21 protein-coding genes and 1 other RNA gene are annotated in these 23,720 nt (G+C 52.9%); 17 read left to right on the top strand and 5 right to left on the bottom strand.

Annotated features, from left to right (window positions below; all coding sequences use genetic code 11):
- The first annotated feature begins 164 nt into the window (after nt 1-164).
- From DW757_RS12095 to DW757_RS12045, 11 genes are all read left to right on the top strand, one after another.
- Nucleotides 165-1,679: a sugar ABC transporter ATP-binding protein gene (locus tag DW757_RS12095; protein ID WP_015544708.1), complete on the top strand. Its 1,515-nt coding sequence runs from the start codon at nt 165-167 to the stop codon at nt 1,677-1,679.
- A 13-nt stretch (nt 1,680-1,692) separates the two neighbouring features.
- On the top strand, nt 1,693-2,724 hold the full coding sequence (locus tag DW757_RS12090) for an ABC transporter permease (protein ID WP_015544709.1): 1,032 nt from the start codon (nt 1,693-1,695) through the stop codon (nt 2,722-2,724).
- A gap of 100 nt (nt 2,725-2,824) precedes the next feature.
- The gene (locus tag DW757_RS12085; protein WP_118751823.1) at nt 2,825-3,862 is read left to right on the top strand and encodes an ABC transporter substrate-binding protein; all 1,038 of its coding nucleotides are present in this window, start codon (nt 2,825-2,827) and stop codon (nt 3,860-3,862) included.
- 237 nt (nt 3,863-4,099) lie between these two features.
- A complete protein-coding gene (locus DW757_RS12080; protein WP_243033644.1) occupies nt 4,100-5,071 on the top strand; it encodes an ROK family protein in 972 nt (323 codons plus the stop codon).
- A gap of 112 nt (nt 5,072-5,183) precedes the next feature.
- Complete coding sequence (locus DW757_RS12075; RefSeq protein ID WP_118751821.1) at nt 5,184-5,870, top strand: D-lyxose/D-mannose family sugar isomerase; 687 nt, start codon at nt 5,184-5,186, stop codon at nt 5,868-5,870.
- Nucleotides 5,871-5,938: 68 nt separating this feature from the next.
- On the top strand, nt 5,939-6,931 hold the full coding sequence (locus DW757_RS12070) for a carbohydrate kinase (protein WP_118751820.1): 993 nt from the start codon (nt 5,939-5,941) through the stop codon (nt 6,929-6,931).
- On the top strand, nt 6,909-8,489 hold the full coding sequence (locus tag DW757_RS12065) for a response regulator (RefSeq protein ID WP_118751819.1): 1,581 nt from the start codon (nt 6,909-6,911) through the stop codon (nt 8,487-8,489). The genes DW757_RS12070 and DW757_RS12065 overlap by 23 nt, the downstream gene beginning before the upstream one ends.
- 24 nt (nt 8,490-8,513) lie before the next feature.
- Nucleotides 8,514-9,557, top strand: coding sequence for a sensor histidine kinase (locus DW757_RS12060; protein WP_118751818.1), 1,044 nt, complete (start codon nt 8,514-8,516; stop codon nt 9,555-9,557).
- A complete protein-coding gene (locus DW757_RS12055) occupies nt 9,554-11,035 on the top strand; it encodes an ATP-binding cassette domain-containing protein (protein ID WP_118751817.1) in 1,482 nt (493 codons plus the stop codon). The genes DW757_RS12060 and DW757_RS12055 overlap by 4 nt, the downstream gene beginning before the upstream one ends.
- Nucleotides 11,036-11,125: 90 nt before the next feature.
- Nucleotides 11,126-11,599, top strand: coding sequence for a Cys-tRNA(Pro) deacylase (gene ybaK, locus DW757_RS12050; RefSeq protein WP_008395174.1), 474 nt, complete (start codon nt 11,126-11,128; stop codon nt 11,597-11,599).
- 401 nt (nt 11,600-12,000) lie between these two features.
- A complete protein-coding gene (locus DW757_RS12045; protein WP_008395175.1) occupies nt 12,001-12,837 on the top strand; it encodes a cell wall hydrolase in 837 nt (278 codons plus the stop codon).
- A gap of 218 nt (nt 12,838-13,055) precedes the next feature.
- Here DW757_RS12045 and DW757_RS12040 read toward each other — a convergent pair whose 3' ends face one another.
- Nucleotides 13,056-16,061, bottom strand: coding sequence for an insulinase family protein (locus DW757_RS12040; protein ID WP_243033642.1), 3,006 nt, complete (start codon nt 16,059-16,061; stop codon nt 13,056-13,058).
- A gap of 504 nt (nt 16,062-16,565) precedes the next feature.
- Between DW757_RS12040 and add the strand changes: the two genes are divergently transcribed.
- Nucleotides 16,566-17,645, top strand: a complete 1,080-nt coding sequence (add, locus tag DW757_RS12035; protein WP_118751815.1) for an adenosine deaminase — start codon at nt 16,566-16,568, stop codon at nt 17,643-17,645.
- On the opposite strand, the gene DW757_RS17415 is transcribed toward add, so the two are convergent.
- A complete protein-coding gene (locus tag DW757_RS17415; RefSeq protein ID WP_182433297.1) occupies nt 17,578-18,291 on the bottom strand; it encodes a Fic family protein in 714 nt (237 codons plus the stop codon). The two genes, add and DW757_RS17415, sit on opposite strands and share 68 nt — an antisense overlap.
- Nucleotides 18,292-18,752: 461 nt before the next feature.
- Between DW757_RS17415 and DW757_RS12030 the strand changes: the two genes are divergently transcribed.
- The 3 genes from DW757_RS12030 (at nt 18,753) to DW757_RS12020 (ending at nt 20,984) form a co-directional block, all read left to right on the top strand.
- Entirely contained in the window at nt 18,753-19,481 is a 729-nt protein-coding gene (locus DW757_RS12030) for an HAD family hydrolase (RefSeq protein ID WP_118751843.1), read from the top strand.
- Between the two features lie 146 nt (nt 19,482-19,627).
- Nucleotides 19,628-20,296 (top strand): chloramphenicol acetyltransferase CAT, encoded by a 669-nt coding sequence (locus DW757_RS12025; RefSeq protein WP_021966742.1) that lies wholly within the window; start codon nt 19,628-19,630, stop codon nt 20,294-20,296.
- A gap of 1 nt (nt 20,297) precedes the next feature.
- On the top strand, nt 20,298-20,984 hold the full coding sequence (locus tag DW757_RS12020; protein ID WP_118751814.1) for an HAD family phosphatase: 687 nt from the start codon (nt 20,298-20,300) through the stop codon (nt 20,982-20,984).
- A gap of 201 nt (nt 20,985-21,185) precedes the next feature.
- Here DW757_RS12020 and DW757_RS12015 read toward each other — a convergent pair whose 3' ends face one another.
- The 3 genes from DW757_RS12015 to DW757_RS12005 are packed head-to-tail and all read right to left on the bottom strand — an operon-like array spanning nt 21,186 to nt 22,798.
- Nucleotides 21,186-21,761 carry a hypothetical protein gene (locus tag DW757_RS12015; protein WP_118751813.1) on the bottom strand — a complete coding sequence of 192 codons (576 nt, stop codon included), beginning with the start codon at nt 21,759-21,761 and terminating at the stop codon, nt 21,186-21,188.
- Nucleotides 21,742-22,263, bottom strand: a complete 522-nt coding sequence (locus tag DW757_RS12010; RefSeq protein WP_118751812.1) for a hypothetical protein — start codon at nt 22,261-22,263, stop codon at nt 21,742-21,744. Before DW757_RS12010 ends, DW757_RS12015 begins: the two co-directional genes overlap by 20 nt.
- Nucleotides 22,253-22,798 carry an RNA polymerase sigma factor gene (locus tag DW757_RS12005; protein WP_008395190.1) on the bottom strand — a complete coding sequence of 182 codons (546 nt, stop codon included), beginning with the start codon at nt 22,796-22,798 and terminating at the stop codon, nt 22,253-22,255. Before DW757_RS12005 ends, DW757_RS12010 begins: the two co-directional genes overlap by 11 nt.
- Nucleotides 22,799-22,984: 186 nt before the next feature.
- Here DW757_RS12005 and DW757_RS12000 point away from each other — a divergent pair, with 186 nt between their 5' ends.
- Both DW757_RS12000 and ssrS read left to right on the top strand, forming a co-directional pair.
- Nucleotides 22,985-23,455 carry a cytidine deaminase gene (locus DW757_RS12000; RefSeq protein WP_118751811.1) on the top strand — a complete coding sequence of 157 codons (471 nt, stop codon included), beginning with the start codon at nt 22,985-22,987 and terminating at the stop codon, nt 23,453-23,455.
- Between the two features lie 84 nt (nt 23,456-23,539).
- Nucleotides 23,540-23,720: non-coding RNA, 6S RNA (gene ssrS, locus DW757_RS11995), on the top strand.

Below are 23,720 nucleotides of genomic sequence, written 5' to 3'. Positions count from 1 at the left end.
CACAAATAAATAAAGCGAAAAATATATTATAAATACAAATTCAATAAAAAATCCCCTACAATAAAAAGATTACACCCCTTAATTGCACAAAAACATTCTGATATAATAAAAATATATTGGAAAAGATAACTGAAACAAAAGGGAAGGGAAAACAGGTGGTACAGATGGGTGAAACGATTGTTTCCATGAAAAATATCAGCAAGAATTTCCCGGGTGTCAAGGCCCTTGACCATGTGCAGTTTGAGCTTCGTTCCGGTGAGGTGATGGCCCTTTTAGGTGAGAATGGAGCAGGGAAGAGTACCCTCATGAAGATTCTCAGCGGCGTCTATACCAGGGACGAAGGGAGCCTTGAAATTTTCGGGAAGGAGTACGGAGATCTGACTCCCAGGCAGGCCCAGGAGATCGGTGTCGCCATTATCCACCAGGAGCTGAATATGTGCCGCCATCTGTCGGTGGCGGAAAACATGTTCCTCGGACGGGAAAAGGTAAAGGCAGGCGTCCTCTCAAACGCGCAGATGGAGGAGGAAGCCGCCAAGATCCTGGAGGAGCTTAAAATTGACATGGATCCGGGGCAGGTGGTCGGAGAGCTTCCTGTGTCAAAGCAGCAGATGGTGGAGATTGCGAAGGCTCTGTCTACCCATGCGAGAATCCTGATTATGGATGAGCCCACATCGGCCCTGACAGCCAGGGAGATCGAGGATCTGTTCCGAATTATCAGGGATCTGAAGGCGAAAGGCTGCGGCATCGTTTACATATCTCACAGGCTGGAGGAGCTGTCCCACATCGTAGATCGGGTTACGATTATGAGGGACGGGCAGTTCATCACATCCATGAATTTCAAGGATACGACGCTGGATGAGATTATTGCGAACATGGTAGGCCGTGAGATCAAGGAAAAATTCCCGCGTGTGTCCTGCGAGAAGGGAAAGAAGGTCCTGGAGGTAAGAAACCTGAATGCGGGGCATATGGTCCGGAATGTAAACTTTTCCCTCTATGAGGGGGAGATCGTGGGCTTTGCAGGGCTGATGGGAGCCGGACGGACAGAGACTACGAGAGCGATCTTCGGCGTGGATCCGAAGGAGGGCGGGGAAATTATTCTCGACGGAAAGCCGGTGACCATACGGAAGCCGGAGGATGCGATTCGGGCAGGAATCGTGCTTGCGCCGGAGGACAGAAAGAAGGATGGGCTGTGCACCAAGCTCAGCATCCGCCACAATATTGCCCTTCCGAATCTGGATCTGATCTGCAATAAATTCGGAGTCATTAACAGCCAGAAGGAGCTGGAGATGTGTGACCGGGTGGTGGAGAACCTGAAGGTCAAGACGCCCAGTGTGGAGGTAAACACAGGCAACCTCTCCGGCGGAAACCAGCAGAAGGTGGTTGTGGGAAAATGGCTGGCCAGAAACTCCAGAGTCGTGATCTTTGACGAGCCTACGAGAGGAATCGACGTGGCCGCCAAGGTAGAGATTTATAATCTGATGAACGATCTGAAAAAACAGGGGATTGCCGTCATGTTTGTGTCCTCTGAGATGCCGGAGGTCATGGGAATCGCGGATCGGATCATTGTCATGTGCGACGGACGCATCACTGGGGAGATGAGCGCAGAGGAGGCGACTCAGAGCGGCATCCTGACTCTGGCAACCCAGTTTGAGAATAAGCTGGAGGCCGGAGCAAAGTAAGGGGAGGATGAACATGAACAGCAAAAAGCAGGATCCATTAAAACGATTTTTGAATATACGCGGAATGAGGGGAGCCATGACGGCGTTTGTAGGTCTGATTGTCATCTATATCGCCTTCGGTATGATTAACCCCACCGTCTTTTCGGGCCAGAATGTGATGAACCTTCTGCGCTCCATGTCCAAATACCTGATTATCGGTATCGGACAGAGCTATGTGCTTATTACAGGAAACATTGACCTTTCCATCGGTTCTGTGGTGGGAATGAGCGCCATGATCTCGGCGACGCTTATGACCCACGGCATTACCCCGGCGGTGGCGATTATGATTACGTTATGCTGCTGTCTGGCAATCGGCGTAATCAACGGAATTCTGGTTGGAAAATGCCAGCTTCCCCCGTTTATCGCAACACTGGGAACTATGTTCGTGGCCAGAGGCGTGGCCTACATGGTAAACGGAAACAGGAATACAGACGCTATCAGCTCCGGAATCGGCAAGGAGGCGGCAGACGGATTTCAGAATCTGTTCTACTACGGAAAGACAGCCGGTGTCTACAACACCTTCTGGATTGCCATTATTCTGTTTGTAATATTCTTTTTCCTGCTCTCCAAGACGAGAACCGGCCGTCATATTTATGCGATCGGCTCTAACGTGGAGGCAGCAAAGCTCTCAGGCGTCAGCGTAGTGTCAACAGTGACAAAGACCTACATCGTCAGCGCCTTCTGTTCCTTCGTGGTAGGCTTAATCCTCTGCGGACAGGCCAACATGGGAAATATGGAAGCAGGAAACATGTATGAGATGTACGCGGTAGCGGCAGGCGTAATCGGCGGAATTTCACCTCTTGGCGGTACAGGTATCCTTCTGGGAACCCTGGCAGGAGCGGCTGTATGGCAGACTCTTGAAAACGGCCTCAACATGATCGGCGTGCAGGTGGGAATCCAGAGACTGGTAATCGGCGTTATCGTAGTGTTCGCAGTGCTTCTCGACGTAGTGTTCAGAAAAGGTCTGTTTAAGAAGAGACATACATCTTCCGTGCAGGAAAAATAGCGCAAGGCAGATACCGGACAGGCAGAATCGCAAGAAGAATATCATTGACGCCGCAAGGCGCTGATGGATAGAAAAAAAGAAAAAACAGGAGGAAAAAAACATGAAAAAAAAGAGGTTGGCAGCAGCTCTGTGCACCGCATGTCTGGCAGCAGTTTCTCTGGCAGGATGCAGTTCAGGAACACAGGAGGCCGCAGGAACGCAGGCTGAGACAACAAAGGCAGCGGAAACAGAGGCTGAGACCACTGCAGCAGAGAAGACCACAGAGGCAGCCGAAGCAGGGGCTGAGGCCGGTGCAGATGTGAAGGCAAGCAAGGAGTGGAAGATCGCCCTGATTACCATGGACTCCATTGACCAGCACTGGGTTACCTTAAATGAGGGAGCTCAGAAGGCGGCTGAGGAGCTCGGCGTTTCCGTAACCTTCATGTCCCCGAACACAAAGGATGACGCGCAGCAGATCGAGTGCGTAAACAACGCGGTAGCAGGCGGATATGAGGCAATTATGGTGGCAGCTAACGGCCCGGATGCTATCTCCTCCGCTTTAAATGAGGCTGCAGCTGCAGGTGTGAAGATTGTGTATGTTGACTCTCCAGCCAATGTAGAGGCAGAGGCAACCTTCTCCACAGACAACAAGGCAGCAGGCAAGACAGCCGGCGAGGAGATGATCAAGGCTCTCGAGGCAGCAGGCGTTACCTCCGGCTCTATCGGAATCATCAATGTAAACGCAGCTACCGATTCCACCGTTATGCGTGAGGAAGGCTTCCGCTCTGCATTTGAGGGAACAGACTATGAGATTCTTGAAACACAGTACGGCGAGGGAGATGCAGCAAAATCCCAGAGCATTGCCGAGAACTACATTACACAGGGCGTTGTAGGAATCTTCGGATGCAATGAGGGCTCCACAACAGGTGCCGGAAATGCAATCAAGGCTTCCGGAAACAGCGAGATTATCGGTGTCGGCTTTGATAAGTCTGATGCAATCCTTGGCTTAATCGACGACGGATATCTTCTGTGCACCATGGCTCAGAACCCGGATGTAATGGGCTATGAGGGTGTTAAGGCATGCGTACAGGCTCTGGAAGGAGAGGACCTGGGCGGAGCTACAACAGACACAGGTGTATCAGTTCTCAAGAAGGAATAATGGAAAGGCCGCAAAGGCAGTCTGGATCTGGAAATGAACTGAAAAATGACAGCCCGAACCAGGGCAGATAGCGGGCCGCAGAAGGCGGTTCCAAAAGGGGATGGAGCAAAGGGCAGGGAGCTTTTGGCCATCCCCTTTTCTCTGTGCAGTAAGCGGTGAAAGGAAATTGCAATATCCTTTCCGGCATGGTAAGATAGCAGGAGAAAAATGGAATCGCGGTGCCCGGGAGGAGAGAAAATGGAATATCTGGCAGGAATTGATATTGGAGGAACGAAGTGTTCTGTAAGCCTGGGAAGGGCACAGGAAGGGCAGGTGGAGCTTCTGTGCAGGGAAAAATTTCCCACTCCCGGGACGCCCCGGGAGGCTGTGGAGCGGATGAAGGATTCTCTTGGCAGGCTGCTCTCATCTGCCCCTCAGAACAGGCTTTCGGCTGTGGGCGTGAGCTGCGGCGGGCCTCTCAGTTCGGAACGGGGGCTCATACTCTCTCCGCCGAATCTTCCAGGATGGGACGGCATTGACATTCTCACACCCTTTGAGGAGGCCTTCGGCGTGCCGGCTTTTCTGGAAAATGATGCCAATGCCTGCGCTCTGGCCGAATGGCTGTGGGGAGCGGGAAAAGGAACGAGGAATATGGTGTTTCTGACCTTCGGAACAGGGCTTGGGGCCGGACTGATTCTGGACGGACATCTCTACCGTGGCGCCTGCGATATGGCAGGAGAAGCAGGGCATATCAGGCTTTCCCAAACCGGCCCGGTGGGCTTTGGAAAGGCCGGCTCCTTTGAGGGATTCTGCAGCGGAGGCGGAATCGGCAGAATGGGACGGGCCCTGGCAGAAGAAAGAGGACTGGAGGAGAAGAGAGAGCTTTTTTCCACTGCAGCAGGAATCGCAGAGGCTGCGGATCAGGGGGATGAGCTGGCTTTGGAAATATTTAGAAGGACGGGCAGGATGCTGGGACTTGGGCTTTCCGTGCTGGTGGACATTCTGAATCCGGAGCTGATTGTGATAGGAAGTATATTCCTCCGCCAGGAGAAGCGGCTGAGAACGCCCATGGAGGAGGTTCTGAAAAGAGAGGCTCTGCCTCTGAGTCTTGCCTCCTGCCGGGTTGTGCCCGCAGGGCTTGGGGAGGAGCTGGGAGACTACGGAGCTCTGTCAGCCGCCCTCAACGGACTCAGAGAAAAGAAGAAAAACAGGTATCAGGAAGAAGCATAAAAAGTAAAGAAGATAAGAGAGAAGACTGAGAAAGAAAACTAAGAAAGAATACTAAGAAAGAAAACAGGAAAGAAAAGCGCAAAGGCAGGAAAAGTAAAGGAGGCAGGTTATTATGAAGAGAAGTGAAATCAATGCGGCATTAAGGGAGATGGAGGCTATGATCAGGGAGTACCGGTTTGCCATCCCGCCGTTCTGTAGCTTTACCCCGGAGGAGTGGAAGGAGAAGGGGCATGAGTACGACGAGATCCGTGACAATATGCTGGGCTGGGATATTACCGATTATGGCCTGGGAAAATTTGATGAGGTAGGCTTCTCGCTGATCACGATCAGAAACGGAAACCTGGGAATGAGAGACAAGTATACAAAGACGTATGCAGAGAAGCTCCTCTACATTAAAGAAGGACAGTATTCCCCCATGCATTTTCACTGGTCCAAGATGGAGGATATCATCAACCGGGGAGGCGGAAATGTGCTGATCCGTGTATACAATTCCACAGAGGATGAGGAGCTGGATCGGGAGAGCGAGGTTCACGTCCACGTAGACGGCCGGGAGATGGTGGTTCCGGCGGGAACCCAGGTGCGCCTGACTCCTGGGGAGAGCATTACGATCTATCCTTATCTCTACCATGATTTCGAGGTGGAGAAGGGAAGCGGACCTGTGCTGTTAGGAGAGGTGAGCCAGTGCAATGACGACAATACGGACAACCGATTCTACGAAAAGGTAGGCCGTTTCCCGGCCATCGAGGAGGACGAGCCGCCGTACCGTCTGCTCTGCAATGAATATCCGAAGGCCAGGTAGCTTCTGCTTTATCGCAGGCGCTTTGCGGTCTGCCCGGAAGGATGATAAATAGGAGAGGAGAAACAGCTATGTATGATGTGACAGCGCTTGGGGAGCTTTTAATTGATTTTGCCTCTGCAGGAGCCGATGAGGAGGGATACCCTTCTATGAAGGCCAACCCGGGCGGGGCGCCGGGCAATTTCCTGGCTGCCCTGAACCGCTACGGCGCCAGAACTGCCTTTGTGGGAAAGGTGGGCGACGATGCCTTCGGCCGTCTTCTGATCGGAACTCTTAAGAAAGCGGGAATCCAGACAAGGGGAATTATCCTGGACAGGGACGTGTTTACAACGCTCGCCTTCGTCACCTTCTCCGAGGGCGGGGAGCGCTCCTTCAGCTTTGCGAGAAAGCCGGGAGCCGACACCTGCCTTCGCTTTGAGGAGGTGGATCTTGGCCTGATCGACGAGAGCCGCGTGTTTCACTTCGGAACTCTGAGCCTGACGGATGATCCGGTCAGGACGGCCACCAGAAAGGCAGTCGGCTATGCAAAAGAGAGGGGAAAGATGATCACCTTTGATCCGAACCTTCGCCTTCCTCTGTGGAAAACGAAGGAGGCGGCGCGGCAGGAGATCCTCTGGGGACTTTCCAGGGCGGATGTGGTGAAGATCAGCGATGAGGAAACGCAGTTTCTGTGGGGAGAGATAAGCCCTGAGGAGGCGGCGGGAAGGCTGATTTCTGAGTACGGGGTAAAGCTTGCCATGGTTACACTGGGGCCGAAGGGCTGCTATCTGTCAAACGGACATGCCTCTGCCGGCGCCTCATGCCCGAAGGTAAGGCCGATAGACACCACAGGGGCAGGAGACATATTCGGGGGAAGCGCGGTGAGCCGGCTTTTAAGGACAGGAAAGAGACCGGAGGAGCTGAGTGAGGAGGAGCTTTACCGGATCGGCGCCTTCGCATGTACGGCTGCCAGCCTCTCCACAGAAAGACCGGGAGGAATCCCGAGCATTCCTTCCGAGGATGAGGTGGAGAGAGCTATCCCGCCGAAGGGGGAGTGTGACAATGCTGAAAGTGATCATTGCTGATGATGAAAGGCTGATCTGCCGGCTGGTTCAGGCTCTCGGCGACTGGGAAGCTCTTGACATGGAGGTGGCAGGGCTTGCGGAGAACGGACTTGAGGCCCTGGAGCTTATAGAGAGGGAGAGGCCGGATATCCTGATCACCGACATCAGGATGCCGGGCTGCGACGGCCTGGAGCTTATCAGGCGGGCGAAGGAGCTTCGCCCGGAGCTGGAGATTGTGATCATCAGCGGATATGCTCATTTTGAGTATGCCCAGACAGCGATCCGATATGGCGTCGGAAATTATCTGCTAAAGCCTATCAAGAAGGACGAGCTGATGGAAACCCTCCGAAAGATGAAGGAGCGGTGTGAGGAGAGGACTGCCGGGCGGGAGGTTGGGGAGGCCAGGTACAAAAAGAGCCAGAATGACCTGAAGAGGCTGAGAAACAGCCTCATTGACGATCTGATGTCCGCCCAGCCTCCTGTCCTTACGAATCAGATTTTAAAGGAAACCTACTATTTCGACTTTTCTGAAGGGCAGGCGTTTCTGGTGAAGCTGGACTGCCGGGCGGGAGCCTTTGGAAATTCTGCGGAGGTTGTCAGGGAAAAGGTTCAGGAGATCCTGAATGCAGGGCTTAAGGGGCTTTGCAGCGATGTGATTTTCTGTTTCAGAGGCTATACAGGGTATGGCCTTTTAAGCTGCGACTCCGACAGAAGAGAACAGGTGAGAAAGGCATTCCGCTTCTGCCTGGGACAGCTTGAGGCAGGAAACGGGATGTTTGGACCTGTGCGTTTTTCGGCGGCTTTAGGAGACTGGACAGGGGAGGCCGGGCATCTGCCTGCCTCCCTGAGAGGGGCCCAGGACGCTCTGGCAGAACGGCTGATAGAAGGGCCGGGCCGGCTGTTTGAACACGTTCCGAGAGCTTCCGGGCTTCCGGTTCAGGAGATCCTGGACCGCTACGCCAGGGATATGGAGCATGCCATAGAGACGCTGAATGTCAGGGAGGCAGCAGAGGCGGTCGAAGCCATGCAGGAGAGGGCTCTTAATCAGGAGGGAGTCTGCGGAAGGGAGATTTTCGGGCTGGTACTCTCTGCGGGCCGGCTGTTTATTGCCAGGATGGTTCACGGGGACGCTCAGAAGGCTCAGCGGGAATTTGACCAGGATTTATATCAGTGCGCAGACGGCAGGGAGCTGTTTGAGCTTCTGTCCCGCAGGCAGGAGGAGCTTCTCATGGTGGCTGAAGGCGAGAGACGAAATGAGGTCAGCCGCCCGATCCGGATGGCCAAGCAGTATGTGATGCAGCACTTCCAGGAGCCCATTACACTGGAGGAGGTCTGTGAGGCGGCGGGCTTCAGCGCCAGCTATTTCAGCTCCCTTTTCAAAAAGGAAACAGGGGAGGGCTTTGCCAAGTATCTGACCAGAGTAAGGATGGAGGAGGCCAAAACTCTTTTGCGGGAGACGAACCTTCCTGTGGCTGAGATCTGTGAGAGAGTGGGCTACAGTGACAGAAAGCATTTCACCCACACCTTTCACCGGGCGACAGGGCTGAATCCGGCCGAATACCGGAAGATGTACGGTTAGAAAAGAAAATGTCAGGAGGCCTGTATGGATAAAAAGGGAAATGTATATCTGTTCTGCCGGATGCAGGCCGTCACTGCGGCCCTGTTTATCCTGTCTGCAGTTATCCTGGGGGCATCATTTTTCAGCGGGCTGTCTGAGGGGAGGACAGCCTGGCTGTGGACAGCCGGCTTTCTGGTGCTGGCCGGCCTCGGGTGGATCAATTACATATGGGTGATCAGGCCGTACAGGCGCATGGAAAAGACCATGCGCCTGTTTCTGGACGGATACATAACAGAACTCTCGGAGCTTCAGGGGGCTGGCATGACGCCTGCGGAGGCGATGCTGGTGGAGAGGCTGGGAGAGATGCTGGACTCGGGAAAGCTCTTAAAGCTGAACAAGAGACAGGCCCAGTATCTGGCCCTGCAGAACCAGATCAATCCCCACTTCCTCTACAATACTCTGGAGAGCATCCGCAGCGAGGCCCTGATCTCAGGGCTGGCCAGTGTGGCTGACATGACGGAGGCTCTGGCTGCCTTCTTCCGCTATACGATCAGTAAGGTGGAGAATCTCGTTTCCGTGGAGGAAGAGCTTCAGAACTGTGAAACGTATTTCCGGATTCAGCAGTACCGGTTTGGGCCCAGACTGAGCCTTTCCGTGATCTGCGATCCGGATGACAGGGATGAGATTTACCGCTGCCGCCTGCCCAAGCTGACCATGCAGCCCATTCTTGAAAACAGCATTATCCATGGGACTGAGCTGAAGCTGGGGAGCGGAAGGCTCACCATACGTCTGGAACGCAGCGGAACCAGGCTTTTAATTACCATCTCCGATGACGGAGTGGGAATGGACGAAAAGGCTCTGGCCCGCATGAATGAGCGGCTGGAAAAGAGCGGGAAGGAGGTTGCTTCCGGAGAAGAGTCAAAGGGAGGAATCGCCCTGGTCAATGTCAATAACAGGATTCACCTGCTCTTTGGGGAGGAGTACGGGCTCCATGTATTTTCCATGCCGGGTGTGGGGACGGATGTGGAGATCTCCCTGCCTGCCATCACCAGTGACAGGGAAATCCAGAACAGAGAGGCGCTGAAATGAAAAAAGAGATTTTGAGGATGGAGCGTGTAACATTAAAGGAGGACGGGGATACCCAGCTTGAAAATTTCAGTCTGACTGTGTGGGAGGGGGAGATCGTGGGGCTTGTGCCGGTGGACAACCACGGCCTTTCCCCTTTTTTGAAGCTTCTGCGGCAGAATACCCCTATCCATTACGGATATATCTATTATAACGGGCGTCTGGTGAACCAGTGGAGAGGCTGCGCCCAGAAGCCGAACCGCATCACCCTGATCCAGAACAGGAGCAGTCTGGCAGAGAAGCTCACTGTGGCTGACAACATATTTGTCCTGCGCCCCGGCTTTAAAAAACGCCTGATTAAGCCCCGCATCCTCAGAGAGCAGCTGGAGCCTTTTCTCGCAGATATTCAGATGGAGATCTCGGCCGACGCCTATGTGGAGAGTCTGTCGGTGTTTGAGCGGTTTGTGGTGGAGCTTTTAAAGGGGGTGGTGGCCGGACATCGGCTGATTATCCTCTTCGATGTCAGCACCTTTATCAGCGACGCAGAGCTGGAGAAGCTCAGGGGGATTCTCAGATATTATGCAGGAAAGGGGATCTCCTTTCTCTATGTGGCGCCCCATTTTGAGGAAGTGAGGCAGATCTGCAGCCGGACAGCCCTCATGATGAATGGGCAGATCACAAAAATTTTCCACAGCTTTGACACGGTTCCGGAACTTTTCCTCCTGAAATGTACGGAGGAGTTTGAGCGGATGGTGAAGGAGCAGATGGCAAGAAAGCCGGACAGCCAGACAGAGAGGCGGGCCGCCCTCCGGCTAAAGGGGCTGAAATACAGGGAGATGGGGCCCCTTGATTTTTTCGTATCCCCCGGAGAGTGCCTGGTCCTTCAGGATCTGGACAATCAGGTGATTCCGGGGCTTCTGTCTGTGCTGTCAGGGGAAAAGCGGCCGGAGAAAGGAACTGTGGAGATAGGAGGAAGCCCACTTCAGTACGGCAGGGACAGGCGGCTTGCCGTGATACAGGAGCTTCCGGCCAGAACCATGCTGTTTTCCAACATGAATTATCTGGACAACTTGTGCTTTAACCTGGATCACAGGCTGCCTGGAGTCTGGCTGGGAGGAGGAGTAAAAAAGAGCCTGCGGATGGAGTTGGCAGACCGCCTGGGCAGGGAAGTCTTCGACATTTCTGTGGATGAATTGACGGAAGGCCAGAAATATGATTTAATTTACACGAGAATTCTTCTGCAGAACCCGGATGTGGTATTCTGCGTCCAGCCCTTTAAAGGCGCAGGGGTATCACAGCGCATCCACATATACAGGCTTTTGGAGGAGCTTTTGGAGAAAGGCATAGCCGTGGTGATTCTGGCAGTCAATCTGGCCGATTCTATGGCTCTGGCCGACCGCCTCCTCCGTGTCCGAAAGGGAAAAGAGGTCAGGCAGTATGACAGGGAGGAATTTGGCCGTCTTCCGGTCAATACGCCGTGGCTGTATCTGTACCAGAAGTAGGGAAGTGAGAATCTGCAGAGGGATGAAGAAAAAAATAGGAAAACAGGTCTGGAAAAGAGAACGGCAAAAGCACAGGAGGAATGACAGAGTATGACCAGGACAAATGTAATGCGGCTTCTGGACGCAGCGGGAATCGAGTATGAGGCAGGAGAGTACGAGGTAGATGAAAATGATCTCTCCGGAAGCCATGCGGCTGACATGATGGGGGTGGATCACGATTCTATGTTTAAGACCCTGGTGCTGAGAGGGGAAAAGACGGGGTATCTGGTCTGCTGCATACCCGTGGACGAGGAACTGGATTTAAAGAAGGTTGCCAAGGCGGCTGGGGATAAGAAGGTGGAGATGATTCACATGAAGGAGCTGCTTCCCCTGACCGGGTATATCCGCGGCGGCTGTTCGCCTATCGGAATGAAAAAGAAGTTTCCCACTTATATAGAAGAAACAGCAGTTCTTTTTGATAAAATTGCAGTGAGTGCAGGTATGAGAGGCGTGCAGATTCTCATAGATCCGGAACAGCTTGCAGCTTATACAGAGGCTGCATTTGCTCCGCTGGTAAGGGAGTAGGGCAGGGAGCAGAGGCAGAACTGAGGAGAGAAAAACATCGCCTGGGAGCTTATGAGAGAGGTGCCCAGGTGTTTTTCAGACAGCAGATAGGTTTACATAAAAAATAGACTCCCGGAAACGACAAGATTTTTACATGGAAGAAATTAATAAAAATGTAATAACTCGGGACAGACTCCATCGAAAAACCCTATAAAAAACATACAAAAATAATGGTTATTTTTCTGCTATATTGACGAAAATATTAAAAAATCATTAAATCACAATGTCATATGTCACAAAAATGTAAAAAACTTATTGACATTTATTACACCGCTCCCATATAATTAGGCCCGTCACTGGAAACGGGCAGGAGAGGGGCGCATAGCTCTGTCTGCCAAAAACAGAAAGAAAGAGGAGTGTGTATGCCAGACATTTACTCATTTCTTCAGACGGTCTACCAATTTGTGAAATCACTGGCTGTCAATATGACAAAGAAAATGTACCGGACTGCGGCCGTGTTTACAACAGGTGCTGCGGTGGTGACAGTGGTGATGTTCAACTCCGGGGATTTTTCGGGAGCAGGCAAGAGTGCAGCCGTATCCCTGTACGGGGACAGTGAGGAAGCTTATGAAATGACTGATGAGCTGCCGTCAGAAGAAGATGGAAATGGAACGGGAACCCGTATGGAGTTCCAGCTTGCCGCTTCAAATGAACAGGGCCAGCATCTTTTAGGAAGTCTGCTGGAAAGAAATATACAGGATGAGATTGCCCAGAGCGCCCTGGAAGTGGAAGTGATTGAGAAAGAAGTTCTGATGCAGGCGCAGCAGGCACAGAAGGAAGCAGAAGAGAAGGAAAAGCAGAGAAAGCGTGAGAACGCCGTGATCTCTTACACAGATGCAGATTACGAGGTACTTCTCCGCATCGTACAGGCAGAGGCGGGTATCTGCGATGACAAGGGAAAAATCCTTGTGGCAAACGTGATTATCAACAGGGTAAAGAGCAGTAAATTCCCCGACAATATCACGGATGTGGTTTATCAGAGATCCCAGTTTTCACCTGTATCAAACGGCACAATCAATACATGCAGGGTTACGGAGCAGACCAGGGACTGTGTGGACCGGGCTCTGGCCGGTGAGGACTATTCCGGCGGAGCACTGTACTTTATGAACAGAAACCGCTCCGCGTCATCCAATGTAAACTGGTTTGACGGCCATCTGACCTACGTGACACAGCATGGAAGCCACGAATTTTTCAGGTAGGATAAAGCCAGGGCAGCAGCTGCCCAAAGTTACGGAAACGTGCAGGAAAGCTGCAGAAAAGATCATCAGAGTTCTCCAATGAGAACAGGAATAGTAGACCCCCGTGAAGGGCGCAGAAGCGGCCTTCACGGGGGTTTTGTCAATCTGGTTTTATCTGTTAATGAAACGGCCTGCCGGATTAAGGTTTTTTCAGATAAAGAGTCCGTCTGGACCCTGACTCAGGAGTGCAGGTGTTCCGTCCGCTCAAAGAGGCGGGCGGCTCTTTCCACTGCCTGACGGCTCCCGGCGACAGCCAGGGAACCTTTTTCGATCAGCTCCTGGATCAGATCCGCCGCCTCAGCCTGGCACTCGAGGGAGGCGTTTGGAATATCCCTTATCAGGGCATCGACAGTCTCTGTGCAGATCCCTGCGGCCTTCCTGCGCATCAGCCTCATGCGGGTATTTAACGGCCCTGATAGAGGCTGAGCCTGAGAAAAGGCGCTTAAAACATAGCCGTCCAGCTCTTCCTCGGTAAGGGTGAGGGACCTGAGGGCCGTTCCCGCCTGCCTGAAGATGCGGACTGTCTCCTCAAGGCCCGGATCGGCAGTGCACCAGAGAGAAAAGTACCCGTTAGGCAGGGAGAAGTCAGCGCCGCAGTCGTAGGCGCCTCCCCGGTAGCGGAGAGACGGCTTTAAGATGCGGTCCGAGAGGGCGATGAGGAAGGGCAGATATCTGCCCTTGAAATCGTCCCTTCCGGCAAAATCGCCCATCAGCCGGATCTCCTGTGAGGGAGTGTCCAAAGACACAGCCGAGCGCATAACAGGGGCAGGAAGGAGGTCGTTCGGAGACGATTCCTGTCCGCTGCTCTCAGAAAAGGGATGGCGGAAAGAAGAGACACCGGAGACGCCGTCTGCCTGCCTCGGACAATCCGGCAGGGAGCCAAGGCAGGCAAAGGCAGCTTTTTTAAGCTGGGGAAGCGTATCTGCCGGGGCGGCGGCCATGAAAAGCATCCTGTTTTTTGTGAGAATGGCCTTTGCCGTCTGGGAGAGCCGTCTGGCCAGCTCCCTGCCGTACTCTGGCTCACTTTTAAGCCTCTGCAGGGTGTCCTTGAGAAAATAGTAGATTTCCTGGCCGTTTGTGGCAGCCCTGAAGCGGGCATCCGTGCGGATGGCGCTCTCAGCCAGAGCGTAGGAGATAGAGGAGGCATTCTCTCCCTGGGAGAGATCGTAATCCGGCAGATATTTTTCAAGGGCACTGATAATCTGCTCCGTGTTCTGGTAGGAGGCCTGCCCCATCAGTTCAAGGAGAAAATGAAGGCTCTGTGTGAAGTCAGCGGTAAGGCCGTACCAGAATACAGCCAGCTGAGGGCGGCTTCTGCTTCCTGCCTCAGGCCCGGGAAAGGCTTCGTCAAAGGTACAGTCGTGGAGGAGCTCCTGCTCCAGGATCTTCTGGCGGATCGAGGAGAGGGACGGAGTGTCCACCTCGGTCAGAAGCAGCTGGTACAGAGCCAGAAAGGGCCAGTCCTCCCTGGACAGAAAGCCCAGATCGAAATAGATCTGGAAGCAGAATACGCCGGAAACCGGCGCAGGGGAGAAAAACCCTGTGATGCCCTTTTTTGTCCTCTCACAGAAAGGCTCATGTTCCAAAGGGGCGGGAAGATCCTTGGGACTTATGAGAAAACTGCGGCAGCCATACTCTCTGCTGTTCCAGTCGTGAAAGGAGCGGGTGGCAGCCACAAGGGAGGAGATTTCCTCTTCTGTCATGGACGCCTTTTTGCGCTCCAGAAACGAGGAGCGCTGAGATTCCAGCTGCTCTGCAAGACCTGGAACAGGGACCGTCACAGTGAGAGCGCCTGCAAAGGGCTTTAAGAGCCTTTGGGCCAGATTGCGGATCAGAGTCTGGGACTGCCTGTCCTTATTAGCCTCCTCTGCAAAGCGGGCACAGGCCCTCTCATAGAGAGCGAAATAGTCTGTCTTTCCTGTCAGGCTCCAGTAGCGCCCGATTTCCTCGGCGGCATGGCAGCCCAGATGCACCCCCTCGCGCACTAACCGGTTCGTTAAGCTGTGTTCCTTGACACAGGCCCGGTAAAGCTCAGGGGCAATTCCTTTTTCGCAGATTTCCTCAAGCGTCATCCGGACAGCACGCAGCAGTCTGTCCCGGTCACCCTCATCACCGTTGTAGAGGCGGAATTTGAAGACAGGGTGGATGAGCAGCGTGTCGAGGAAGGCCTGGATCACGTGGTTCAGCCCCTCTCTCTTTGCGGTCTGGTGAAGAGGGGAGGCGCTGTGATCCAGGAGATCGGAAAAGAGATCAAAGCAGATCAGTTCCTCCTCATCACAGTCAGACAGATCCAGCGCGTAGTCAATGACGGAAGCCTGGGAGCCGCGGCTGCCGCTGTAGGCCGGACTCTCCTCTATCGAACAGCGAAAGCCTGGGACAGGCGGTTCGCGAAGAAGCGAGATGAGGCTGCCTCCGTTTAATGGGGCAGGGTGGAGAGACAAGTGCTCCCTGTCAAGAAAGGATAGAACGCGGCCGTAATCCATATCGCCGTAGAGGACGATGAGGCAGTTGGAATAGGTGTAAAACTCCGTCAGAACTCTCATTACCTGTTCTCTGGAGACATCTTCATAGTGGAGATGGGCGCGTCCGGGAAGATTGGCCGCGAGACGGCCAGGGTACAGGGTTCTTGCTGTATGGCTGTCTGCGTTCTCATCCAGATCGGTAAGGTGGGCCCAGTCTTCGCCAAAGACGGTTCCGGCCAGAAGGAGGGGACTGTCCGGCGTTTCCAGCTCATAGCGGAGGGCCTCCCGCTCGAAAAAGTGAGGCTCTGTCAGGGCGTCCGGCTCCTCCATACAGCAGAGAACCACATCCATGAGCTTTAAAAGCTGCTCCTCACTTCTGGAACAGATGGGGTAGCAGGTGTAGGAGGTGTCTGTTATCCCGTTCATAAAGGTGGAATAGCTCATGCTGTCCATATCAAAAAACACATCACGGCTTCTGTATTTTTTACAGGAAGAGAGGACGAGATGCTCCGCCATGTGGCAGGCATCTGTTTCGTCCAGCTGGGGCGTCCTGTAAATAAGAGAAAAGCCCAGCTCCCTGTCATCGTTTTGTATGCATAAAACCTGGGCGCCGCTTAAAGGGTGGAAAAATTCCGCTGTGCTGGCAGAGAGGCTCTCAATCCTGCCCTGGGAGACAGCCGTGAAGCCGCAGCAGAGCTGCCCGGGCTCTGGTAATTTAGTCATAGAAATCTCCATTCCGCCGCCGATATGGCGGCATCTTCATAGTTGGAAAAGCCTTTATGCTTCCGTAAATTCAAAAAAGGGCATGGAGAGGGACAAAAACCCTCTGCCCTGATTTTCAATTATAGTATAGAAAAAGGGCCAGGGCAAATACTTTGCCGCATATAGCTGCGATTTTTTGAACCGTCATTTTGAACGGTTATACAGAAGCTGTTCAGAAAAACAGTCTGGCGTGTGAGGCCATCCGCTCCCCGGCTGAGGCCTTAGGAATAACGTGGTTTAAGGGGAAGGAATCTCTGTGTGAAAGGAGGACTTTCTTTGGCCCTCCCGAATACTGCTTGTGCTGTCGGGAAATAAATGATATGATAGACAAAATATCCTGACAGGATGAAAAACGGACGGGTTTATGAGAAAAGGAAACCTGCTGCAGAAGGCTAAAGGGCTTGCAGGGAAGGCACGGCCGGAAGTCTTTGGGTGCCAAATATATTTACAGAGGAGGAAACGGATATGAACAGGGAGAAGATAGAGGAAAACGGAAAGATGCGGGAGAAATACAGCAGCTTTCAGGAGTGGGCAGCGAAGCTTCCAAAAGTAGAGCTCCACTGCCACCTGGATGGATCCCTGCCCTGGCAGACAGTGAAAAAGCTGGCAGGCAGGGCAGAAATTTCCATTCCCGGCGATGATGCAGCTCTGAGAGCCATGCTGACGGTGCCGTCCGGGTGCCGGAGCCTGAAGGAGTATCTGGAATGCTTTTCACTGCCCCTTTCATGCCTTCAGACGTATGACGCTCTCTTCACAGGCGCTTATGAACTGGCCAGGGAGGCGGCCCTTGAGAATACCCTGTATATGGAAGTTAGGTTTGCCCCGGCGTTTTCGGCTCATGACGGCTTTACGGCAGAGGATGTGGTGAGAGGCGTCAGGGACGGACTTCTCAGCGCAGAGAAGGAATTCGGAATAAAGACGGGGATTCTGCTCTGCGGAATGCGCCATTTCGAACCAGAGAAAAATCTGGAAATTCCGCGTCTGGCGGAAAAATTTATGGGAAACGGCGTCTGCGGCATTGATCTGGCAGGAGATGAGAAGGCATTTCCGCCTGAACTTCACAGAGAAATGTTCCGGCTTGCCGCAGATATGGGAATTCCGTTTACCATACATGCAGGCGAATGCGGAAGCTGGGAAAATGTCTGCACGGCGGCAGCCATGGGAGCGAAAAGAATCGGCCACGGGATCGCCATGGCCGGCCATGAAGAGGCAGAGCGTCTGTGCAGGGAGAGGGGAATCGCCATTGAGATGTGTCCTACCAGCAATTTTCAGACAAAGGCCGTGGAGAGGGAGGAGAATTATCCGGTACGCCGATTCTTAGATCTGGGCCTTAATGTGACTGTCAATACCGATAACCGCACCGTTTCCGGCACAACGCTCACAAAAGAGCTTCTCCTTCTCCACGACCGCTTCGGCGTCTCCGGGGAAGAGGTAAGAGAGATGATGAAAAACGCTGCGAGGGCAGCCTTTGCGCCTGCTACTGTCCGGGAGGAAGTGGAGCGGAGGATAGATTCCTTTGCTGCCGCAGGATTTCCTCAGCCGTAAGGCGGGAAAGAGGCTCCATGTCGCAGATTCGGCGGGAAAGGCATAGAGCGTCCATAAAGGCTTCTCTGTTTTCCGGGGTGATGAGGATGGGCACGAAGCCTGCGCCGGTGAGAATCCGATCCATCAGAAGCACTGCGGCCTCCTCATTTTTTTCCTCATAGGGAGAAATGTCAATCAGCCGCTTCAGGCTCATGGCGGCCAGCTCGATGGGATGGAGGGTGAAGCGGGAAGAGAGAATCTGATCCGGCAGATGGTGCATGAGCTGGGGCAGATCCTCCGGGGCTGCCGCGTCAAACGCGCCGTCAAGAATCTTCATGGAAGATGTGCGAAAAAGTTCTTCCTCCGGCCCTTCCGTTCCTTCCTGTCCGGAAGCCGGGAGAGAAGGACGGGTGTGCTCATGATACCCTGCGATGCAGTAAAGCCTGTCTATGTCTGCCAGAGTCAGGCTCAGCTCCTGCCCGGCTCCAGAGACGAAAAACTGCCAGGCGGCGTCTGCGTCTGCGCCCGGAAGAGCTTCCCGGGCCGCCTTCAGAAAGAAAGATTTCCACTCCCCGGGAAGAGTCTGCTGTGACTTCTTTGACTTCTCCTGAGGGCTGATGCCTGACCTGCCGCTGTCTGCCAGCTGAAGCAATTCGTTTAATTTCATATGTGGACCTCCTGAATCATACTGTCTGTTATTATGGCATATCCTGCGGATATGCATCTCTCCGAGGGATGCACACTCGCCGCCGCAGTGTTTTGGCTCCCTTCGGGCGCCAGCGGCTCGGCGCAGGTATAATGCCTGCTCTGCAGTCATTATACCATCTCGACTAGCGTCTCGATGGGCCGCTCGTCAAATGCATGCTCATACAAGCATGGCATGCGCTTTCCTCGCTATTATACCATATCCTGCGGATTTGCAGCCTCCGTCGGAACATAGCGCCCGGTTTCAGCAGTAAATGCTGAAACCGGTATGCGCAGGTATAATGCTCGCTTCGCGAACATTATACCATGTCAGGCAGGGTTGAGGAAGGGAGACTTGGGTACTTAAAAACAGCCGCTTTTTGCAGACCTTCGACGGTTATGTCTCGAAGCGGCGAAGCAGCAGAGAATCACTGGGAGGAAAAGATGGAACACAGAAACAGGGCAGAGGGAAAAAATATTTTTCTGTTTGATTTGGACGGAACGCTGACGGATCCGGCTCAGGGGATTACGAAGTCAGTTCAGTACGCGCTGCGGTCATACGGGATAGAGGTAGAACATCTGGAGGAACTGTATCCGTTTATCGGTCCCCCTTTAAGAGACAGTTTTCAGGAATATTACCATTTTTCGCCGGAGAGGGCAGGGGAGGCTATTCTCCGCTACAGGGAGTACTTTGCTGTCCGCGGAATATTTGAAAATGAAGTCTATCCGGGAATCCCCGAGCTTTTGGAAGCACTCAGCAGCAGGGGAGCCGTGCTGGCGGTTGCCACCTCCAAGCCGGAGGTATTTGCAGAGCAGATTCTTGCTCATTTTGGGCTCAGGCAGTATTTTCACTGCGTCGCCGGGGCTGACATGGAAGAAACCCGTGTGAAAAAGGGTGATGTAATCCGGTACTGCTTTGAAAAAATGGGTCTCCCCCCTGAATGCAGGAGCAGATGCCTGATGATTGGGGATCGGATGCATGACGTGGCAGGTGCAGCGCAGGCAGGGATTGACTGTGTGGGAGCCGGGTATGGCTTTGCAGAAGACGGAGAGCTTGAGGAGGCCGGAGCTGTTTTTGTGGCTGAGAACGTGAGACAGCTTTCAGAATACCTGTTAGCCGCGCTGGAAACAGGGAATAATGACTGCAAAGCAGACATCCCTCGGAGAGAATAGCATATCCGAAGGATACGGTATAATAGCGAGAAAAGCGCATACCATGCCTGCTTGAGCATGCATTTGACGAGCGGTCCCATCGGGACGTCAGTCGAGATGGGATAATGGCAGAACAGAAAAATAGAAAGAAGAAAGGGGAAGCGGATATGGCATTTCATCTGATTGATATGGAAAAATGGGAGAGAAGGGAGCACTATCACTATTACAGGGATCTGCTTAAAGTAAGGTATAACCTGAATGTGAATGTGGACATCACAGAGCTTCTCGCCCAAGTGAAGGAACAGAAGCTCAAATTTTATCCTGTTTTTATTTACATTATCATGCGGGCAGTAAATCAGAACAGGGAAATGCGGATGCAGACAGACAGCGAGGGGAGACTGGGATACTGGGATGAATGTCATCCTTCCTACACGATCTTCCACCCGGATGACAAGACGTTTTCTGACATCTGGACAGAGTACAGCCCGGATTTCACCACCTTTTACCGGGCAGCTGTCCGGGATATGGAGGAGTACAGGGATGTAAAGGGTGTGAAGGCAAAACCTGGAAGGCCCGACAATTTCTGCGCCGTGTCCTGCGTGCCGTGGCTGAGCTTTACCGGATACGCAAGCGACACGTACTCCGATTCCCCCATGCTCTTTCCTGTGGTGCTGTTTGGAAGATATTTTGAGGAGAATGGAAGGATTCTTCTGCCTCTGGGAATTGCGGTGAATCATGCGGCTGCAGACGGCTACCACAGCTGCAGGCTGCTGAATGACATAAAGGAAATTGCGGGAACGATCAGGCTGCCGCAGAATGTAAAAGGAGAACAGTAAAATGAATCATGCACAGATAAGAGCAGTGATTTTTGACCTGGATGGACTTCTGATTGACAGTGAAATCATTTCCTACCGTCTGTACCAGGAGCTTCTGAGGCCCTACGGCCATAACCTTACGCTGGAGGATTACGCCTCTGGCTACAGCGGAAAGACGGCGCCGGAAAATATGAGAAAGGCTGTGGAGACGTTCGGGCTTCCCTTCCGGGTGGAGGAGGGGCTGGAAAAAATTTTCGCTATGGAGCGGGAATATGTGGAGAGAGGAGTTGCCCTGAAGCCGGGAGCGGACAAGCTGCTCACCTATCTGAGGCAAAAGCAGTATAAGATTCTTCTGGCAACCTCCAGCACCAAAGACAGAGCGCTGACGATTCTTATGAAAAATGGAATTGAGCAGTTTTTTGATCACATGGTGTTCGGGTACGAGGTGGAGCGGGGCAAGCCCTGGCCGGATATTTTCCTGAAGGCCTGCGAAAAGGCGCAGGAAAAACCGGAGAACTGTCTGGTGCTGGAGGACAGCGAGGCAGGAGTGCAGGCTGCCTGCGCCGCTGGAATTCCCGTAATCTGCATCCCCGATATGAAGCGGCCCGGGGAGGAAATCCTGCAGGGAGCCGTGGGAGTGATGGAATCTCTTGAACACGTGGAGGACTTTCTAAAAGAGCAGGAACAGACTGACCGGGCAGAAGTATAGAGATAGCAAAATATAAATAACAGAAACAAACGCAGAATGCGGCAAAGGAACGGCTAAATTCCTCGCTGTATTCTGCGTTTGGCATTTCATTTATAAATTTTCGTTTGTGAAGTCTTCGCCGGGGCCCGGAAACCAGGACGGAGGATTCAGGAGTGAAGCATTCAGACAAAAAACGCAGACTTTTTGCAGCAGATGGCGGAATTACTGCTCCTTTCCGGAAAGCGCGGATTCGTCCGCGCCCCTGTCCTGGTTCAGTTCCTTTGACTTGCCCCGTATCAGGAGAACTCCGGCAGCAATCAGTGCTGCGGCTACAACGGTCTGAGGGATAATGCGGGCCAGGGCATAGATGAAATCAATGACCGACGGCGGCAGCAGGAGGAAAGGGAGAAGGTTGTGGCAAATCAGGGGATACAGGTTGTTCCACAGTACGGCAGCTCCAAATAAGATCAGGCAGCCAGCCGTAAATCTCCTGTGACTTCTGAAAAAGGAGGTGCCAGCCCTTATGCTGCTTACATGGAGCAGATAGCTATCCTCCAGGGCATAAAACTCCTCGTCAGGTAGAGAATTCAGGTTGTTGGTGTGAAAAAAGCTGTAAAACCACACTACCGGCGAGAGAAGACTCATCACATAAAAATTCAGAAATCCTGAAAAGGAGAGAAGCAGGAGAAAGAGAGCCATCAGGCTGGTGCCCATTTTAAAGAATCCCAGATACATTTCCCCGGCTCCCGGAATCAGGGACCAGAGAAATGTCAGCAGTTTATTTTTCTTTCTTGTCATATCGAAATACCTCCAGATTCATTAATCGGTTAAGCTGCTCGGTGAAATCACTGACCCGTTCTTTTAGCGGCTCGGTGCTCCGGATGTCGTGCCGAATATAGGGCGCAGGGAATTTGTCAGCGGCCTCTGCCATTCTGTCTGCCCGCCCGGAAAGCGCCGGCATAAAGGCCAGGAGTATCAGAGAGCAGGCGACAGCTGCGCCCACCCGCAGACTGTAGAAAAAGAGTTCCATCCGTTTTGTGAGGGGTCTGGGGACCGGACGGCTGACTTCCGGAACGGCGGACCGGACGGCTGATTTTTGGGAAGTCTGTCTGCACCGGGACAGAATTTCTGCCTTCAGGTGGGCGGGAGCCATGACTAACTCTTTCTTTTCCACGTACTCTGCCAGCTGTGTCTGGCAGAATGGGCAGGAAAAAAGATGTTCAAGCTCCGCGCTGTCAAGACTTGAAATGGGACGGCCAGGTTTCAGGTGGCCGCGGATTTTTACAGGTTTATCTGTCATGGGGAAGCCCCTCCTTTCCATACAGCTTTCTAAGCATCCCTTTGGCCCGGTAGATCTGAGTCTGAAGGGTTTTGATGTTTTTTCCCGTTTTCTGCACAAGCTCACTGATTTCCATTTCATAGTAGTAGTAGTCAAGGGCCACCTCCCGGTAAGGAGATTTAAGAGCGCAGCAGCAGCGGTAGAGCCGTTCCCGCACTTCTTTTTCCAGATAATTTTCTTCCAGGGAGCCAGAAGACGGAAGTTCTGTAAAGAATTCCTCCTCTGTTGGGACAGAGCGGCGTCCGGCCCGCTTGGCCCAGTCAATGCACTTGTTGGTGGCGATTTTGCACAGCCAGGCCTTTGCGCTCTGACCGTCAAAAAGGGAGATTGCCTTATAAGCAGAGAGAAAGGTTTCCTGTGTCAGATCCTCTGCATCAAAATAATTTTCCGTATACTTATAGCAGATCGAGAAAATCAGGTTCTGATACTGGTCAATATAGGCTTCCAGCTGCCTTTCTGCATTGATAAAACCGCCTCCCTTCTGTTGCCCTCTCATTTCTTAAAACGAGAGCAGAGTGCCGATCACTTCAAAAAAATGAAATGATTTCTGAAACAGCTGCTGTTCTTTTTCTACCACAGATCGGACGGGGCGGCAAGGCCGAAGTACAGGCATCTTGCAGGCAAAAGACAAAAGGAGTATAATCGGAGGCAGGATGAGAGCGGCAGAAAGGAGGAGCGTGGAATGGAAAGACACGGGATGGATGAGGAGAGAAAAGAGACAGAGAAAGAGAACTGGAAGCAGGGCCTGATTGAGGCGGCGCTGGGCGCACTGGAAAGGGCGTATGCGCCCTACTCCGGCTTTCACGTGGCAGCTGCGCTCCTCTGCGGGGACGGCTCTGTATTTACAGGCTGCAATGTAGAAAATGCTTCCTATCCCGCGGGAATCTGTGCGGAGCGGAGTGCATTTTCGGCGGCGGTGAGCAGCGGAAAGAGGGAGTTTACGGCTATTGCCATCGTGGGCGGCAGGGATGGAAAGACAGAAAGCTACTGCGCACCCTGCGGGATCTGCCGCCAGGTGATGAGAGAATTCTGCCGTCCGGATGAATTTTTGATTCTGCTTGCCAGAACACCGGAGGATTACAAAGAATACACTCTTGAGGAGCTTCTGCCGGAGAGCTTCGGCCCGGAGAATCTGACAGGCAGCAAAGACTGATGGAAGCGTCTTCCCTGTCCTCCATGAATTGGAACTTGAAAAAGAGCTTCAAGTGTTGTATAATGACCTTACAACAAAAGAAAGTAATTCCTGGGATGTTCGATAACTCTTACTTTTTTTGAACCTACATTTGACATAACGGGATTCCAATATTTTTAAGCGGATGTCAGGCCTCCCTTCGAGTGGAAGACAGATGTTTAAGTGAGGTTGCCCACCTGGCGCGGCTAGGAGTCAATCTGGTAAGAGCCGGCATTTCGGGGTTACT

The sequence above is a fragment of the Clostridium sp. AM29-11AC genome (genome assembly GCF_003480545.1).
In the GTDB taxonomy this organism is placed as follows: domain Bacteria; phylum Bacillota; class Clostridia; order Lachnospirales; family Lachnospiraceae; genus Otoolea; species Otoolea saccharolyticum_A.
Note: the sequence above shows the minus strand (reverse complement) of the source record. Positions and strands in the feature narration are given on the sequence as shown.